General features: G+C 63.0%; 15 protein-coding genes and 1 pseudogene. 6 read left to right on the top strand and 10 right to left on the bottom strand.

Going from position 1 to position 16,445, the window contains the following annotated elements; translation table 11 throughout:
- Window positions 1-2: 2 nt before the first annotated feature.
- The 5 genes from Q8O96_RS14705 to antA form a co-directional block, all read right to left on the bottom strand.
- The gene (locus Q8O96_RS14705; RefSeq protein WP_115581551.1) at window positions 3-1,211 is read right to left on the bottom strand and encodes a benzoate/H(+) symporter BenE family transporter; all 1,209 of its coding nucleotides are present in this window, start codon (window positions 1,209-1,211) and stop codon (window positions 3-5) included.
- 183 nt (window positions 1,212-1,394) lie between these two features.
- The gene (locus Q8O96_RS14700) at window positions 1,395-2,795 is read right to left on the bottom strand and encodes an amino acid permease (RefSeq protein ID WP_305949013.1); all 1,401 of its coding nucleotides are present in this window, start codon (window positions 2,793-2,795) and stop codon (window positions 1,395-1,397) included.
- Window positions 2,796-2,874: 79 nt separating this feature from the next.
- Entirely contained in the window at window positions 2,875-3,897 is a 1,023-nt protein-coding gene (gene antC / locus Q8O96_RS14695; protein ID WP_305949012.1) for an anthranilate 1,2-dioxygenase electron transfer component AntC, read from the bottom strand.
- A gap of 18 nt (window positions 3,898-3,915) precedes the next feature.
- A complete protein-coding gene (gene antB, locus Q8O96_RS14690; RefSeq protein WP_305949011.1) occupies window positions 3,916-4,407 on the bottom strand; it encodes an anthranilate 1,2-dioxygenase small subunit in 492 nt (163 codons plus the stop codon).
- Between the two features lie 2 nt (window positions 4,408-4,409).
- On the bottom strand, window positions 4,410-5,798 hold the full coding sequence (gene antA / locus Q8O96_RS14685; RefSeq protein WP_305949010.1) for an anthranilate 1,2-dioxygenase large subunit: 1,389 nt from the start codon (window positions 5,796-5,798) through the stop codon (window positions 4,410-4,412).
- 349 nt (window positions 5,799-6,147) lie between these two features.
- Here antA and Q8O96_RS14680 point away from each other — a divergent pair, with 349 nt between their 5' ends.
- A complete protein-coding gene (locus Q8O96_RS14680) occupies window positions 6,148-7,161 on the top strand; it encodes an AraC family transcriptional regulator (RefSeq protein WP_102861030.1) in 1,014 nt (337 codons plus the stop codon).
- A 6-nt stretch (window positions 7,162-7,167) separates the two neighbouring features.
- Here the strand turns inward: Q8O96_RS14680 and Q8O96_RS14675 are convergent, their stop codons facing one another.
- A complete protein-coding gene (locus tag Q8O96_RS14675) occupies window positions 7,168-7,641 on the bottom strand; it encodes an Lrp/AsnC family transcriptional regulator (RefSeq protein WP_102861707.1) in 474 nt (157 codons plus the stop codon).
- A 188-nt stretch (window positions 7,642-7,829) separates the two neighbouring features.
- Between Q8O96_RS14675 and kynU the strand changes: the two genes are divergently transcribed.
- Both kynU and Q8O96_RS14665 read left to right on the top strand, forming a co-directional pair.
- Window positions 7,830-9,080 carry a kynureninase gene (gene kynU / locus Q8O96_RS14670; protein ID WP_305949009.1) on the top strand — a complete coding sequence of 417 codons (1,251 nt, stop codon included), beginning with the start codon at window positions 7,830-7,832 and terminating at the stop codon, window positions 9,078-9,080.
- Window positions 9,081-9,190: 110 nt separating this feature from the next.
- A pseudogene (locus Q8O96_RS14665) lies at window positions 9,191-10,604 on the top strand (amino acid permease); the annotation flags it as partial.
- Between the two features lie 691 nt (window positions 10,605-11,295).
- On the opposite strand, the gene Q8O96_RS14660 reads toward Q8O96_RS14665, so the two are convergent.
- From Q8O96_RS14660 to Q8O96_RS14650, 3 genes are all read right to left on the bottom strand, one after another.
- A complete protein-coding gene (locus Q8O96_RS14660) occupies window positions 11,296-11,667 on the bottom strand; it encodes a MerR family transcriptional regulator (RefSeq protein WP_102861034.1) in 372 nt (123 codons plus the stop codon).
- A 62-nt stretch (window positions 11,668-11,729) separates the two neighbouring features.
- On the bottom strand, window positions 11,730-12,305 hold the full coding sequence (locus Q8O96_RS14655) for an NAD(P)H-dependent oxidoreductase (RefSeq protein WP_115581555.1): 576 nt from the start codon (window positions 12,303-12,305) through the stop codon (window positions 11,730-11,732).
- Window positions 12,306-12,362: 57 nt separating this feature from the next.
- Entirely contained in the window at window positions 12,363-13,244 is an 882-nt protein-coding gene (locus Q8O96_RS14650; RefSeq protein ID WP_305949008.1) for a LysR substrate-binding domain-containing protein, read from the bottom strand.
- A 238-nt stretch (window positions 13,245-13,482) separates the two neighbouring features.
- On the opposite strand from Q8O96_RS14650, the gene Q8O96_RS14645 reads away from it, so the two are divergent.
- Complete coding sequence (locus Q8O96_RS14645; protein WP_305949007.1) at window positions 13,483-14,247, top strand: sulfite exporter TauE/SafE family protein; 765 nt, start codon at window positions 13,483-13,485, stop codon at window positions 14,245-14,247.
- Between the two features lie 9 nt (window positions 14,248-14,256).
- On the opposite strand, the gene Q8O96_RS14640 is transcribed toward Q8O96_RS14645, so the two are convergent.
- Window positions 14,257-14,571: a putative quinol monooxygenase gene (locus Q8O96_RS14640; RefSeq protein ID WP_207167035.1), complete on the bottom strand. Its 315-nt coding sequence runs from the start codon at window positions 14,569-14,571 to the stop codon at window positions 14,257-14,259.
- 203 nt (window positions 14,572-14,774) lie between these two features.
- Here Q8O96_RS14640 and Q8O96_RS14635 point away from each other — a divergent pair, with 203 nt between their 5' ends.
- Window positions 14,775-15,365 (top strand): NAD(P)H-dependent oxidoreductase, encoded by a 591-nt coding sequence (locus Q8O96_RS14635; protein WP_305949006.1) that lies wholly within the window; start codon window positions 14,775-14,777, stop codon window positions 15,363-15,365.
- 75 nt (window positions 15,366-15,440) lie between these two features.
- Window positions 15,441-16,352, top strand: a complete 912-nt coding sequence (locus Q8O96_RS14630) for a LysR family transcriptional regulator (RefSeq protein WP_305949005.1) — start codon at window positions 15,441-15,443, stop codon at window positions 16,350-16,352.
- Window positions 16,353-16,445 lie beyond the last annotated feature (93 nt).

The raw sequence follows: 16,445 nt of genomic DNA, 5'->3' as shown, positions 1-16,445 counted from the left end.
CTTCAGGGTTTGACGGTACGGGCGGTCAACAGAGTGGCCCGGCCATGGATCAGCAGGTGCGCGGTCAAGCCGGCCACCAGCCCCCAAAAGGCACCGCCGACCCCGAGCAGGGTGACGTTGGCCGCGGTGGCGAGGAAGGTGATCAGCGCGGTTTCCCGGGTGGCCGCGTCGGCCATGGCATTGGCCAGGCTGCCGCCGATGGCCCCCAATAGCGCCAGGCCCGCCAGGGCGCTGATAAAGGTCTTGGGCAGCACCATGAACAGGCTGGCCAGGGTCACGCCGAAGGTGCCCACCAGGATGTAGAACAGCCCGCAGGCGATACCGGCGATGTAGCGTTTTTTCGGGTCAGGATGGGCGTCCTTGCCGGTACAGATCGCCGCGGTAATGGCCGCCACGTTGAAGGCATGGGCGCCGAACGGTGCCATCAGCAGCGAACCCAGGCCGGTGACCGTGAGCACTGGATTGGCGCTGGTGCTGTAGCCGTCATTGCGCAACACCAGCATGCCGGGCATGTACTGGCCGGTGAGGGTGATGACGAACAGCGGCAAGGCCACTCCGAGCAAGGCCTGCAGGGAGAACTGCGGCGCGGTGAATACCGGCACGGCCAGGCTCAAGTGCACGGCAGAAAAGTCGATCCGCTGCTGAGCGATGAGCAGCCCCAGGCCGATGACCAGGATGCCCACCACGGCAAAGCGCGAGGTGAAACGCCGCAGCAGGGCGTAGGACACCAACAGCACTGTCACCAATAGCGGGTCGGCGCTGGCGCCGCCAAAGGCATTGATCCCGAACTGCAACAGAATGCCCGCCAGCAGGCCGGCGGCGATGCCCTTGGGGATCATCCGCACCAGTTTGTCGAAGGCCCCGCAGCCGCCGAGGATGATGAACCCCAGGGCCGAGATCAGGTAGGCGCCGATCACCTCGGCGTAGGGCGTGAAGGGCATCACCGTGGCCAGGAAGGCCGCGCCGGGTGTGGACCAGGCAGTGATGATCGGCGCTCGGTAACGCAGGCTCAGCCACAGCCCGGTCAGGCCGACACCGACCGACACTGCCCAGACCCAGGACGCGGTCTGGGCCGCTGACAGCCGCGCCAGCTCGGCGGCCTGGAACACCAGGACAAAGGTTCCGCCGTAGTTCACCAGCACTGAAATCAGCGCCGCCACGGTGGGCGAGAAAACATCGGTCCAGCGCAGGCTTGTCGCCGTTCTGTTCATCAGCCGCTCTCCATCCAGAAACAGGCTCCCAGGCTCAGGTGCCGGGAGGGAGTCGATTCTAGAGAGAGGGCGGACTGTTGTTTCAGGCCACATTCACCCTAATTGGCAGACCGCTTTTGCGCCGCCAACAAAAAAGCCCGGCCTTGATCCCGGCCGGGCTTTCGGGTGTTGCAAGCCTGAGGCTTAGTGCAGGGCGGGCTGTCCGGCCTTGCGTGCATGACTCAGGCGGTAGAAGCCCCAAATCACCAGGACCCACACCGGAATCGCATACACCGAGGCGCGGATGCCCGGGATCATCCACATCACGCCGATGATCATCACCATGAACGCCAGGCACAGGTAGTTGCTCAGTGGCGACCAGAAGGCCTTGAACGACGGCACCACGCCACGCTCGGCCATGGCCTTGCGAAAGCGCAGGTGGGTCAGGCTGATCAGCGCCCAGTTGATCATCAGTGCAGCCACCACCAGGGCGAACAACAGCTCCAGCGCTTCATGGGGCGCCAGGTAGTTGACCAGTACGCAGAGCAGTGTGATCAGCGCGGAAATGCCCAGGGCCAGAATCGGCACGCCCTGCTTGTTGAGCTTCATCAGCGCCTTGGGTGCGTCGCCCTGTTCGGCCAGGCCATAGAGCATGCGGCTGTTGCAGTACACACCGCTGTTGTACACCGACAGTGCTGCGGTCAGGACCACGAAGTTGAGGATCTGCGCCGCCGCATCACTGCCGATCAGCGAGAAGATCTTCACGAAAGGGCTGCTGCTGTAGGCGTCGCCGCCGGCGTTGAGGCTCACCAGCAGTTCATCCCACGGATACAGCGACAGCAGCACGGCCAGGGCGCCGACGTAGAAGATCAGCACCCGGTACACCACCTGATTGATGGCCTTGGGAATCACTTTGCGCGGCTCGGCGGCTTCGGCAGCGGTGATGCCCACCAGTTCCAGGCCGCCGAAAGAGAACATGATGAAGGCCATGGCCATCAGCAGGCCGGTGCCGCCGTTGGGGAAGAAACCGCCGTGGGACCAGAGGTTGCTCACCGACGCCTGGCTGCCGCCGCTGCCGCTGAACAGCATGTAGCAACCGAGGACGATCATGCCGACGATGGCCACCACCTTGATGATGGCGAACCAGAACTCGGCTTCTCCGAAGAACTTCACGTTCATCATGTTGATCAGGTTGACCAGCACGAAGAACACCGCCGCACTGACCCAGGTGGGGATTTCCGGCCACCAGAACTGCACGTACTTGCCCACCGCGGTGAGCTCGGCCATGCCCACCAGGACATACAGCACCCAGTAGTTCCAGCCGGCGAGAAAGCCGAAGTAGCCGCCCCAGTACTTGTGGGCGAAGTGGCTGAAGGAGCCGGCCACCGGCTCTTCGACGATCATTTCCCCCAACTGGCGCATGATCAGGAAGGCAATGAATCCGGCAATCGCATAGCCGAGGATCATCGAAGGTCCGGCGGACTTGAGCACCCCGGCCGAGCCGAGGAAGAGTCCGGTGCCGATCGCCCCGCCCAGGGCGATCAACTGAATATGGCGATTCTTCAAGCCACGCTTGAGTTCACCTTGTTGCAAGGTTTGATCCACTAATGTGCGCTCTCTTCTAGTTGTTATCAGGACCGATCCCGTGGTGAACGGGACCGATCGCGGCTCAATGCTGACGGGATCAGATATTACTCTCGGTAAACCGCTCGTAATACAGCTGAACGCGGTTAAGTTGCTGTTCTTGCAGCCAGGTTCGGATCGAATCGACCATCGGTGGCGGTCCGCAAACGTACAGGTCGCTGTCTTGGTCGCGCAGTTCGCTGCTGTCCAAGTGCTCGGTGATGTAGCCGCGCTTGCCCGACCAATCCGGGTCGACGTCGCTGATCACCGGGGTGAAGCGAAACCCTTGCAGGCGCTCGCCCAGCGCCTGGATACGCTCCAGTTCGCACAGATCGGCACTCTGGCGCACGCCGTAGTACAGGTGCACCGGTTGCTGGCAGCCCTGCTCGACGATCTGTTCGAGCATCGCCAGCAGCGCCGACAGCCCGGTGCCGCCGGCCACCAGCAGCAGCGGCCGGCTGATCTGGCGCAGATAGAAAGCCCCCAGCGGCGCCTCCAGTTCGATGCTGTCGCCCACCAGGCAACGCTCGCGGATGTAGTTGCTCATTACCCCGTCGGGCAGCAGGCGGATCAGGAACTGTAACTGGTTGTCCGCACCCGGCCGGTTGGCGAAGGAGTAGGCCCGGCTGCTGTCGGTGCCGGGAACTTGCAGGCGCGCGTACTGGCCGGGGAGAAACTCCAGCGGTGCCTCGCTGCTGCCCAGCTCCAGGTGCAGGATGGCGGTGCTGTCCGAGACTTGGCGCACGTCGATCACCGAGCCGGTGCGTCGCACCGGATCGGCGTTGTGGCACAGACTGGAATCGAAGTCGAAGTAGAACGCTGCATCGGACTGCACCCGGGTCTGGCAGGTGAGCATCTTGCGTTGCTCCAGGTCCTGGGGCGAGAGGGCTTCCTCGTCCACGTAGTCCTGGCTGTACTGGCCCGACTCGCAACGGCCCTGGCAGGTGCCGCAGACGCCTTCGCGGCAGTCCAGGGGGATCTTGATGCCGTTGCGCAGGGCAGCGTCGAGCAGTATTTCATTGGCCTTGACCGGGAAGAACAGGGTCTTGCCGTCGGCAAAGCTGAACGCGACCTTGTGCGTCATGAAGGGATGTCCGTCGAGTCAGAGGTGGTAGAAGTCGAGCACCGAGTTGATCGTGTCGTTGAGCAGCAGCACGTGCTTGCGCTGGATCAGCCAGCTGTCGCCATGGGGCTTGAGGTCGTAGGTGGCGTGACCGTAGAAGTCCTCGGAGGTGGCCAGGCGATAGAACAGCGTGTGCCAGTTCAGGCGCACCTGCAGCAGCCCGTTGGCGCCCTCGGCGATGCGCAGGTTGCTGACCATGTGCAGGGTGCGCGGCATGGGAATGGTCGAGGCCGCCTTGCCGGTGCGCAGGCGGAACACCCTGTCTTCCAGGCCCGAACGGTTGGCGTAGTAGATCAGCGACATCTCGCGCTTCGGGTCCCGGGTGTAGACGTGTTCCGAGTCCCACTGCGGCAGGTGGAACTCGCTGTCCACGGCGAACAGCTGCAGGTAGGCGTCCCAGTCCTGGGCGTCGCAGAGTTCGCACTTGCGATAGAAGAATTGCTCGATCAGGTACTGCAATTGCGCATTCATGTTCATACCTCACGCAGTTTCAGGGACTGGCGCTGCAGGCCGTCGAGGAGGAATTTCTGCCAGTTGCGGTGCTGGTTGACGTACAGCCCTTCATGGGTGATTTCGGTGCCGGTCATGGCCGGCTGGATGCCCAGGTTCTCGCTGTTGGCGGTGGGGCCGGTGGCCCAGCGGTGATGGCCGCGCGAGACATCGCTCCAGCGCTCCAGGCGTCCCTGGAAGCCGCGCTGGGCCTCGCGAAACTCCACCAGGTCATCCGGCGTGCCCATGCCCGAGACGTTGAAGAAATCCTCGAACTGGCGGATGCGGTTTTCCCGGTCGGCATCGCTCTCGCCCTTGACCCCGATGCACTGGCTGATGATCTCGGTCTTGTTCCAGGCGATGGGGCGGATGATCCGCAGCTGGGAGCTGATCTGGTCGAGGAAGAACAGGCTGGGGTAGATGTTCAGGTTGCGCAGGCGGTGCATCATCCACTCGGCCTTGGCCTGGCCGTGCTCTTCCACCAGGCGGGGCATGATGCTGGCGTAGCCGGAGCGCACCGCCGGGTTGGGCATTTCGCTGAACAGCACGCTGTGGCCGTTGTTGAAGGCGAACCAGCCGTCGTCGGTGCTGGCGTCGCCGGCGCCGAGCTTGCTGTAGTCCAGGGTGGTGCTGCTGCCGCTGCCGTTGTCACGGTTGACCTGCTGACGGTGCTGCACCGTGGCCACGTAGTTGTAGTGCACGGTGCTGACGTGATAACCGTCCAGGCCGTTCTCGTTCTGCAGCTTCCAGTTACCGTCGTAGGTGTAGGCGGACTTGCCCGGCAGCACTTCCAGCTCACCGTTGGGGGACTGGGCGACCATCATGTCGAAGAAGATCCGCGCGTCGCCCAGGAAGTCTTCCAGGCTGTTGTCGGCGGCCACGTCCAGGCTGATGAAGACAAAGCCCTTGTAGCTGTCGATGCGGGCCTTTTTAAGGCCGCGGGTGGCCTTGTCGAAGCCTTCGTCGTATTCCCCCGGCGCCTTGACCTTCACCAGGCGCCCGTCGCTCTTGTAGCACCAGGCGTGGAACGGGCAGGTGAAGGTCGACTGGTTGCCCTTGCCCACCCGGGTCAGGGTGGTGCCGCGGTGTTGGCAGGCGTTGATCAGGGCATTGAACCGGCCCTCGCCATCGCGGGTGATGATCATCGGCTGGCGCCCGGCGCGCAGGGTGATGAAGTCGTGGTTGTTGGGCAGTTCGCTTTCGTGACAGGCGTAGATCCAGTTCTTCTCGAAGATCAGTTCCATCTCCAGATCGAACAGCTCGGGCTCGGTGAACATCTCCCGGGCGATACGGAACACTCCGTCCGCGGGGCGAAAATCCAGGCAGCCGTGGATGAAGTCCTGCCACTGCTCGACGCTTCTTGCACCACTCATGAGTCGGTACCTTTTTTATTCAGGTCAATCGGGTGCCGTCATTAGAGAGAGTGCGGGGCGCCGGTGGCTATCCGCTTAGTCGGCCAAGGCCATCCATAAAATTGCCTGGGTAGTTGTGACCCAGCTGCGACCCACCTTTGAGCGGATCGGCGATCGACAGCTGCACCACGGGGCGCCGATGGGCTACTGTGGGCCCGGCCAGATGAGGACGATGGGGGCGGGTTATCCACTTAGTGGGCGATTGCTATCCACTGGGTTGGCAGCGTTGCCGGCTGGCGCAAAACTTGCCCTGTCACACAAGACGCGCCGTCAGAGCGCGCTGAATAATAATTGCCGTGGGTGCGCCGTGATGAATAGCAAGGCTGATGGGCTGTTTCGCGAGATTCGTATCGATCGCTATGACCTTGAAGGGGCCAGGAACTGGATGGCGGGTATCTGTGGGCCGCACCGCCTGGAAACCGCTAACCCCGAACGCATTCGTTTCCACCACAGTGCCAACGTCCTCAGGTCACGCGCCACGACCCTGGGCATCATCGAATACGGCACCGATGTGGTCGTCGATATCGAGGACACCGAGCGCTTCAGCAGCTACAGCCTGAGCCTGCCCCTGTGCGGCGAGCAGGAGCTGAGCAAGGACGGTCGCCTGCTGCGTTCGGACCCGGACCAGGGGGTGATCGTTGCTCCCAACGAAAGCCAGGTGCTGGCCATCTCCGGCGACTGCCGCAAGTTGCAGGTGGTGATCTCCCGGCCGGCCATGAGCGAAGCCCTGGAGGCATTGCTGCAACGCCCGGTCGAGCAGCCGCTGCGCTTCGAGCCTGCCATGGACGCACGGCAGGGCGCCGCCGCGGCCTGGTGGCGCATGGCGCATCACTTCATTGGCGAACTGGCCCAGGGCAACGAACTTTACGAGCAACTGGCCTTCACCCGGGAAATCGAGAGCTCCCTGATCAAGGGCCTGATCCTGGCCCAGCCCAACAACTACTCTGCGGAGCTGCAGGCGATGCTCGGGGTCAAGCTGCCGCATTACCTGGTGCGGGCCCGCCAGTACCTGCACGAGCATGCCCGAGAGGCGGTGCACCTGGAGGACCTGGAAGCCGCCGCCGGTGTTTCACGCTTCAAGCTGTTCGAGGCCTTCCGCAAGTACTTTGCCCTGTCGCCCATGGCCTATCTCAAGCGCTATCGGCTCAATGGCGTGCGCCAGGACATTCTCGAACACGGCGCGGCGCGCAATATTTCCGAGATTGCCCTGGCCTGGGGCTTTACCCACCTGGGGCGGTTTTCCGCGGAGTACCGCAAGCTGTTCGACGAGGCGCCGAGCGCCACAGTCCAGCGCCACCAGGCGCGGCGCCCGGTGGGGTTCTAGGACGTACTACTTGCGCAGCACCAGATCCAGCAGGCCGTCCTGTTCCTTGATCTTCTGCAGGACGATTTCCGAGCGGATATCGGTAACCCCGGACGCGCGGTTCAAGTGATTGACGATGAAATCCGAGAAGTGCTTGAGGTTGCGCGCCTGCACCCGCAGCACGTAGTTGCTGGCGCCGGTGATCACGTAGGCGGCCACCACTTCCGGCCATTGCTGGACCTTGCTGATAAAGGTCTCGTGCCAGCCCTCCACATCCTGGCGCAGGGACACATGGACGATGGCTTCCAACTCGATCCCCAGGCGCTCGGCGTTGAGCTGGGCGCGATAGCCGCTGATGATCCCGTCGCCTTCGAGCATGCGCAGGCGGCGCAGGCAGGCCGAGGGTGAAAGGGCGACTTTCTCCGCCAGTTCCTGATTGCTGATACGTCCATCCTGTTGCAGGAAGTAGAGGATGCGCAGGTCGGTGGAGTCGAGGGTCATGGCTGGCATAAATCCGCGTTTTTTATTGGAGGATTAGAATTTTATTCGAGATTAGTACGATAACGCGCTGCACTTTGCACGAAAATTCTAGCTGGCTTCGTCCATTATTTCCTGAGTTTGCGGGTCGTCCAGACCCCGTGCCCGGCCTGTTCCAGGCGGGCATGACCTTGACCAAGACAGGACTTCCAATGATCGATAAAAACCACTGCCTGCGTCTCGATGAACAGGACCCACTGGCGCCGCTGCGCCAACAGTTCGCCTTGCCCGAGGGGGTGATCTACCTCGATGGCAACTCCCTGGGTGCTCGCCCTGTGGCCGCCCTGGAACGGGCCCGGCAAGTGATCGAGCAGGAGTGGGGCGACGGCCTGATCCGCAGTTGGAACAGCGCCGGCTGGCGTGACCTGTCCCAGCGCCTGGGGGATCGCCTGGCCCCGCTGATCGGCGCCGGCAGCGGCGAAGTGGTGATCACCGACACCACGTCCATCAACCTGTTCAAGGTGCTCAGCGCCGCCCTGCAGGTGCAGGCCCAGCGTGCCCCCGAGCGGCGGGTGATCGTTTCCGAGAGCAGCAATTTTCCCACCGACCTGTACATCGCCGAGGGCCTGACCCGGATGCTTGAGCAGGGCTATTCCCTGCGCCTGGTAGACAGCCCGGAACAACTGCCAGCCGCCATCGACCAGGACGTGGCGGTGGTGATGCTCACCCACGTCAACTACAAGACCGGCTACATGCACGACATGCAGGCCGTCACCGGGTTGATCCACGAAGCCGGCGCCCTGAGCCTCTGGGACCTGGCCCACTCGGCCGGCGCAGTGCCGGTGGAGCTGAATCGCAGCGGCGCCGACTACGCCATCGGCTGCACCTACAAATACCTCAACGGCGGCCCGGGTTCGCAAGCCTTCGCCTGGGTTGCTCCTGCCCTGTGCAACCTGGTGACCCAGCCGCTGTCCGGCTGGTTCGGCCATGCCCGGCAGTTCGACATGGCCACCCAGTACGAGCCCGCCAGCGGTATCGCCCGCTACCTGTGCGGCACCCAGCCGATCACTTCGCTGGCCATGGTCGAGTGCGGCCTGGAGGTCTTCGAACAGACCGACATGCAGAGCCTGCGGCGCAAGTCCCTGGCCCTGACCGACCTGTTCATCGAACTGGTGGAACAGCGTTGCGCCGGCCACGACCTGAAGCTGGTGACCCCACGCGATCACGCCAAGCGTGGCAGCCACGTGAGCTTCGAACACCCTGAAGGTTATGCCGTGATCCAGGCCCTGATCGCCCGGGGCGTGATTGGTGATTATCGCGAGCCGCGCATCATGCGTTTCGGCTTCACCCCGCTGTACACCCGTTTCAGCGAAGTCTGGGACGCGGTGCAGATTCTCGGTGAAATCCTCGATCAGAAAACCTGGGCCCAGGCGCAGTTCCAGGTGCGTCATAGCGTGACCTGAGACGCGCTTTATCCCCTGGTTGCTGCTGCATGCGGCAACCAGGGCAGCGGCACAAGGACGGGCCGTCACAACGATTCATACGTGCACACAACAATAAAGAGGCACTCAAAGTGACCACCTCCAACAAGGGTTTCGAAGCGATTTCCAATCGCGAGCACGGCCTCAGGCGGCAGTTGACCGCCGGCCAGATGAGCATGATCGCCATCGGCGGGGCCATCGGCACCGGCCTGTTCATGGGCAGTGCCTATGCCATCGGCTATGCCGGCCCCAGCGTGCTGCTGAGTTACGCCATCGGCGCGTTGATCACTCTGCTGCTGATGGGTTGCCTGGCGGAAATGACCGTGGCCCATTCCACTTCTGGCTCCTTCGGCGCCTACGCCGAGTTCTACATCGGCCCGCTGGCCGGGTTCCTGGTGCGTTATGCCTACTGGGCGGCCATCGTGCTGGCGGTGGGCGCCGAGGTCACGGCCATCGCCATGTACATGAAGTACTGGTTCGCCAACGTTCCGGAGTGGGTGTGGATTGTTTCCTTCTCCAGCGTGCTGATTCTGCTTAACGCCATCAGCGTGAAGACCTTCGGCAACTTCGAATACTGGTTCTCCACCATCAAGATCGCCGCCATCGTCGGTTTCATCATCCTTGCGGTGTATGTGGTGTTCGGCTCCGGCAACCCCGATTACGGCGTGCACAACTACAGCGCCCACGGCGGCTTCTTTCCCAATGGTTTCCAGGGCATGTGGATCGCGGTGATCGTGTCGATCTTCAGTTACCTGAGCGTGGAAATGATCGCGGTGGCGGCGGGGGAGGCCAAGGACCCGCAGCGCGCGGTGAAGCAGGCGTTTCGCGCCACCATCGTGCGCCTGGTGGTGTTCTACCTGCTGACCCTGGCCCTGATGCTGGCCATCGTGCCCTGGGTCCAGGCGGGCAAGGCCCAGAGCCCGTTCGTCACGGTGATGCAGACCATCGGCATTCCCGGGGCCACCGGGGTGATGAACTTCGTGATCCTGATCGCGGCCCTGTCGGCGATGAACAGCCAGCTCTACATCACCACGCGGATGATGTTCAGCCTGTCCCGCGCCGGCTTTGCGCCCAAGTCCATGGGCGCCCTGAGCAAGACCGGGATTCCGCTGAATGCCTTGTTGCTGTCCAGCTCCGGTATTGCCCTGGCCACCTTGATCAACGTGCTGTACCCGGAGAGCTCATTCGTCCTGATGATGGCGATCTCGATGTTCGGCGCGATCTTCACCTGGTTCATGATCTTCCTCACCCACTACTGCTTCCGTCGTTATCACCAGCGCCACGGTGAACAGCAACTGTCATTCCGCATGCGCCTGTTTCCCTACAGCACCCTGCTGGGGCTGGTGCTGATGGGGGCGGTGATGATCACCACCTTCTTCACCGAGGCGTTCAAGATGACCCTGGTGTTCGGGGTACCCTTCCTGCTGTTGCTGACCCTGGTCTACTACCTGTGCTTCCGTAAGCCCAGGACGGTCGCCGGACTGTCCGAGGTCTGAGGCCACGCCTCCCGGATGTCCAGCAGCTTGGCGTGTTCTCGTATACGTGGAGGCCGGTGTACCGGCCGATCACCCCATTCATGGGCTTCGCATCCTGGTCGATACGATTCTCCGCGAGCTGAGCGATCTGCTGGACACCCGCCATGCGGACGCTGGGCGGCCGTCGAATCCGTCTGAGCGGATTCTCCGGGCATCGCTGGTGCAGGTTGTGTATAGCGTGCGTAGTGAGCGACTAAGGAGGGTGGTGAGGCCTCGCCACCTTGCGAGGTTGGGTCACCTGGGCCTTAGCGGCTTACAATGCGATCCGCCTGGGCGCAATCGCTGGGTGGTGGCAGCCATCCCCGACATGAGTTGTGGTGAGTGTCGCGCTTGCGACGAACGAGCCGACTTGAAAATCCAAAACCTTCAAAGGTGCTGCGCATGACAAATTGGCAACGTGGTGACTTAGTCGAGCTGGACGGCCTTCTTGCGGTCGTGGTCGGCATTGAGGGGGACCCAAATGTCCCCGAGGAACACATCGCAGTTTGGTTTGGTGCCCCAAGTTGCCTCCGAAAGTCTAAGGGCGGAGCTGGTGGAGCGAGTCCGGAGGTCTGGACGGTGCCAGCGGACTTGTTCGTGCGAGCCGCTGAGCCTGATTGGCGTCACTAATTAATTGAATTTTCTATCGGAATGCACCTTTCTGCTCCTTTCTCAACGACCCGCTAGAGGCTGCCCAAGGGGCACTCTTCGCGAGCCTGTTGCAGGCTGGTCTCGAAGACTTCGAGCCGGCCCTGCAACTGCTGCAAGTCATCGATCTGTTGTTGCAGCTCGCGCCTCTTTTGCGCCAGGGCGGCCTGTGCGCGGTCCCAGGGAAAGGCCTGGCCCTGGTGCGTGGCGAACACCTGCTGCAATTCCTTGAGTTTGAAACCCAACTGCTGCGCGCACTTGATGAACATCAGTTGCTCGACGCTCTGGGCGTCATAGAGACGGTAGCGACCCTGACGCGGAGCTTCGGGCAACAGGCCGATGGCTTCGTAGTGACGGATGCTCTTGACCGTGGTCCCGGACAGTTGCGCGGCTTGGCCGATGTACATGAAAACTCCTTGTTCAGTACCGATTTCGGGCGGTGGACAGCCTTGCGCATTATCCGGTGGATTCACTGCCTGGCAAGGTATTGCGCCTGCATCAGCCAATCCGCCTTGCGTTCTTCGCTGGCGTCCAGCACCGGGCCAAAGGTCAGGGTGCGCAACGGCTTGATGCCGCAGAAGGCCAGGGTGGTGCGGCGCATCTGCTGCAAGCCGGGCATGCGATAGAACCAGCGGAAATACCAGGGCGGGGTGTCCATGGTCACCATCAGGTGGGCGGTGCGGCCCTTGAGCAGTTGCTCGGGAAAGGCCTTGCCGGGGCGGTACTTGAAGGCGAAGCCCGGCAGCAGCACACGGTCGAGAAAGCCCTTCATCAGGGCTGGAATCCCGCCCCACCAGATGGGGAAGACCCAGGTCAGGTGCTCGGCCCAGAGGATGTCGGCCTGGGCCCGTTGCAGGTCTTCCTCCAGAGGCTGGATCTGCCGGTAGCCTTCGCGCAGCACCGGATCGAAGCGCAGCTCGCCGAGCCTGAGCTGGCGCACGTCATGCCCGGCTTCCTGCGCCGCCTTCACATAGCGCTCGCTCAATGCCGCGCACAGGCTGTTGCGCGAGGGGTGGCCGAGAATCACCAGGATGCGTTTGCTCATTGCCGTGGTCCTTGAGGGATTAAACCCCAAGGCTAAAGTCTGCCCCTAAGGGGAGAGTCAAGGCGGCAGCAGTGCCGCGCACAAACCTTGGGCATACAGCGGCAGCGTTGCGAAGTCACGGGCGCACAACAGCAACCGGCGCCGGGCCCAGGCTTCGCTCAGCGGGCGCGACTGCAACGGCAGGTGACGGTTGCGCTCCAGGGCCGCCAGGGGCACCAGCGCCAGCCCGGCACCACGGGCCACCATGCGCAGCAGGGCGTCGAAGCCTTCGGCGCGGATGCGCAATTGCATGCGTCGTCCCAGGTGCAGGGCCTGTTCCTCCAGATACACCGCCAGGGCGCTATGGCTGGCCAGGCCAACGTAGTCGTGGGCCAGGGTGTCGTTGAAGCTGGGGTTGGGCTGCAGGCTCAGCGGGTGATCCTGGGGCATCACCAGGACCAGCGGATCATCACGGAAAGGCCGGCTCATCAGTCCCTGAATGTCCACCGCGTCGGAGACGATACCCAGGTCTGCCGCACCCTGGCGCAGGGCGTGGGTGATGCGTTGGCTGGGCAGTTCCTGCAGGTCGATATCCACCTGGGGCTGGTTGTGCAGGTAGTCCGCCAGCAGCTCCGGCAGGTACTCGCTGAGGGCGGTGGTGTTGCACAGCAAGCGCACCTGGCCCTTGATTCCCTTGGCGTATTCGGCGAGGTCCTGTTGCAGGTGTTCGGCGTACAGCAACAGCGTCCGGGCATGTTGGGCCAGGGCCTTGCCGGCGGGCGTCGGGCGAATGCCGCGGCGCCCGCGTTCGAGGAACTCGATGCCCAGGGAGGCTTCCATGGCGCGGATTCGAGCGCTGGCGGCGGCCAGGGACAGATGGCTGCGAGCGGCCCCGGCGGTGATGTTGCCGGCGTCGAGAATGTTCAGGTACAGCCGCAGGTCGATCAGGTCGAAGTGCATGGGGCATTCCTCGGGGAACGGGGTCTCTTACGGAGGCCGTGCAGATGTTTTTGTAGGAGCCGGCTTGCCGGCGAAGAGGCCTTAGGATTTTGCATCGGGCTTGAGCGCGCCTTCGCTGGCAAGCCAGCTCTTACGGAGGTACGGGCAATAGGTTTTGGTATGTGCCTATTGCCTGGCAAGAGGCTGGCTCAGTATATGGCAGATTTTCAGCGCGGCGTGCAGGGCGCAGGATAGGCCCATGAACAGCTCTCTCGCGTTTTACCAGAATCTTGGCATGGCCCTTTCTTTGCTGGTCATCGGCACCTTCGTACTGGCCGGTATGGTCAAGGGGGTGATCGGTCTCGGCCTGCCCACCATCGCCATGGGGTTGTTGGGACTGGCTATGGCTCCGGCGCAGGCTGCAGCCTTGCTGATCATTCCGGCGACCCTGACCAATCTCTGGCAACTGGCCTTTGGCGGGCACCTGCCGGCCTTGCTCAAGCGCCTGTGGCCGATGTTGCTGGCGATCTTCGTCGGCACGGCCGTCGGTTCATTGTGGCTGGGCATCGAGGGCGGGCATTGGGTGGTGCGGGGGTTGGGCGCGGCGTTGCTGCTGTATGCCCTGAGCGGCCTGCTGTTGCCGACCCTGCGCGTGTCGCCGGCCCAGGAGCGCTGGCTGGCGCCGCTATGCGGGCTGATCACCGGGGTCATCACTTCGGCCACCGGGGTGTTCGTGATCCCGGCGGTGCCCTATCTGCAGGCCCTGGGCTTGAACAAGGATCAGTTGGTGCAGGCCCTGGGCCTGTCGTTCACCGTCTCGACCCTGGCCCTGGCCGCCGGCCTGCTGTGGCGTGGCGCCCTGGGCAGCGCCGAGCTGGGGGCTTCCTTGCTGACCCTGGCCCCGGCGCTGTTGGGCATGTGGCTGGGGCAATGGTTGCGCCAGCGCATCAGCGCCTTGCTGTTCAAGCGGGTGTTCTTCATCGGCCTGGGGCTGCTGGGCGGGCATCTGTTGATCAGCGGCTAGACCTTTGGCTCAGCGGCCAGCCGTGGCCGGGCTGAGCATGTCGATGGCGCGGATCTCGAAGTCGCGCTCCAGGTAGTCCATGCGCGCGTCGAGAAACTGCTGCATGTGCGGCAGGCCAGAGTGGCTATCCAGCGCCTCCTGGGAGGCCCAGACCTCATAGAAGATGAACAGGCTCGGGTCTTCCCGGTCCCGCAGCATGTGGTACTCGATGCAGCCGGCTTCAGCGCGGCTGGCGGCGACATGGCTCAGGAAGAACGCCTGGAAGGCGTCGGCGCGCTCGGGACGGGTCTTGGCGTGAAGGATAAAGGCCTGGGGCGTGGACATGCGCAAAGCACTCATTGACGGGGAAGGTGCTGAAGATCCTAAGGCAAAGATCGGCTATCGATTCGTGCGTTTTAGTCAAATGTATTTTGAGCACCCCGGGCTTATTCTCCGCGCCCTGCCTGATTAACCTGCCGCCATCGTTTGCAACCTTCACAACCCGTCGCTGCCGATGCGCGATGGGCTGTCCCCGATGAGGCCGGATCATGAAAAAAGTACTGCTGCTCAATGGCGCCAAACAATTTGCCCACTCCGATGGCCGTTACAACGCCACCCTGCACGACACCGCCTTGGCGGTGCTGGATCGCGGCGGCCTGGAGGTCAAGGTCACCCATATCGACGAGGGCTACGACATTCAGGAAGAAGTGGCGAAGTTTCTCTGGGCCGACGTGATCATCTACCAGATGCCCGGCTGGTGGATGGGCGCGCCGTGGATCGTCAAGAAGTACATCGACGAAGTCTTCACCGAAGGCCACGGCAGCCTCTACGCCAGCGATGGCCGGACCCGTTCCGACGCCTCGCAGAAATACGGCAGCGGCGGCCTGATCCAGGGCAAGCAGTACATGCTGTCGCTGACCTGGAACGCGCCGCAGCAGGCCTTTGACGACCCGACCGACTTCTTCGAAGCCAAGGGCGTGGACGCGGTGTACTTCCCGTTCCACAAGGCCAACCAGTTCCTCGGCATGCGCGGCTTGCCGACCTTCCTCTGTGTCGACGTGATGAAGCGCCCGAACATCGAAGCCGACGTGCAGCGCTACGCGGAGCACCTCAAGGCGGTGTTCAATCTCCAGAGCTGAATCCGGCTACTATTGAGCGCCTTGAAGCGGGCCTGCGGTTTATCCAGGGCCCACCCGCGCCGATAAAGGACTCCTGTGAAAGCCCGATCCGACGAGTTGCAAGTCTTGGTTTGCGTCATCGAGTGCGGTTCGATTTCCGCCGCTGCCGAGCAATTGGCCCAGACCCCTTCGGCGGTCAGTCGCAGCTTGTCGCGGCTGGAGGCCAAGCTCGACACCACGCTGATCAACCGCACCACTCGACGCATGGACCTGACCGAAGAAGGTCGCTACTTCTTCGAGCAGGCCAAGCGCATTCTCGACCAGATGGACGAGCTCGAAGAGCGCCTGTCCTCGCGCCAGCGCAATCCGTCCGGGCGCTTGCGGATCAACGCCGCAGCGCCCTTCATGCTGCATGCCATCGTTCCCCATGTGGCCGAGTTCCGCCGCCTGTACCCGGATATCCAGCTGGAGCTCAACAGCAACGACCTGATCATCGACCTGCTGGAGCAGAGCACCGACATTGCCATCCGCATCGGCGTGCTGGCGGATTCGACCCTGCATGCCCGCTCCCTGGGCTGCAGCCCGTTGCACATTCTGGCCAGCCCCGATTACCTGGCCCGCCACGGCACCCCGCAGAGCGTGGCGGAACTGGCCGGGCACACCTTGCTCGGCTTCACCCAGACCGAAACCCTCAACCACTGGCCGTTGCGCCATGTGCACGGTGATCGCTGGCAGATCCAGCCGGGCATCAGTGCCTCCAGCGGCGAGACCTTGCGCCACCTGGCGCTGGAGGGGCAGGGGATTGCCTGCCTGTCGCATTTCATGACCATCGACGACATCCGCGCTGGGCGCCTGCAACCGGTGCTGGCCTCGTTCAACAGCGGCTACCGCCAGCCGATCAACGCGGTGTACTACCGCAACTCGCAACTGGCCCTGCGCATCCAGTGCTTCCTGGATTTCATCCAGGGCAAGCTCGCGGACTACGCCAGCCCCGAGTTCCAGGGCTGAGCCCAGTTGGTACGAGCGTACTGCGATTGGCGATTGCTCGAAATGCAATAGCAGGCCTATGTTCTTGCCGTTCAAAAACAAGAAAAGGAAGGA

This window comes from Pseudomonas sp. LPH60, from assembly GCF_030718165.1.
In the GTDB taxonomy this organism is placed as follows: domain Bacteria; phylum Pseudomonadota; class Gammaproteobacteria; order Pseudomonadales; family Pseudomonadaceae; genus Aquipseudomonas; species Aquipseudomonas danubii.
This window is presented reverse-complemented; position numbering and strand designations above follow the sequence as displayed.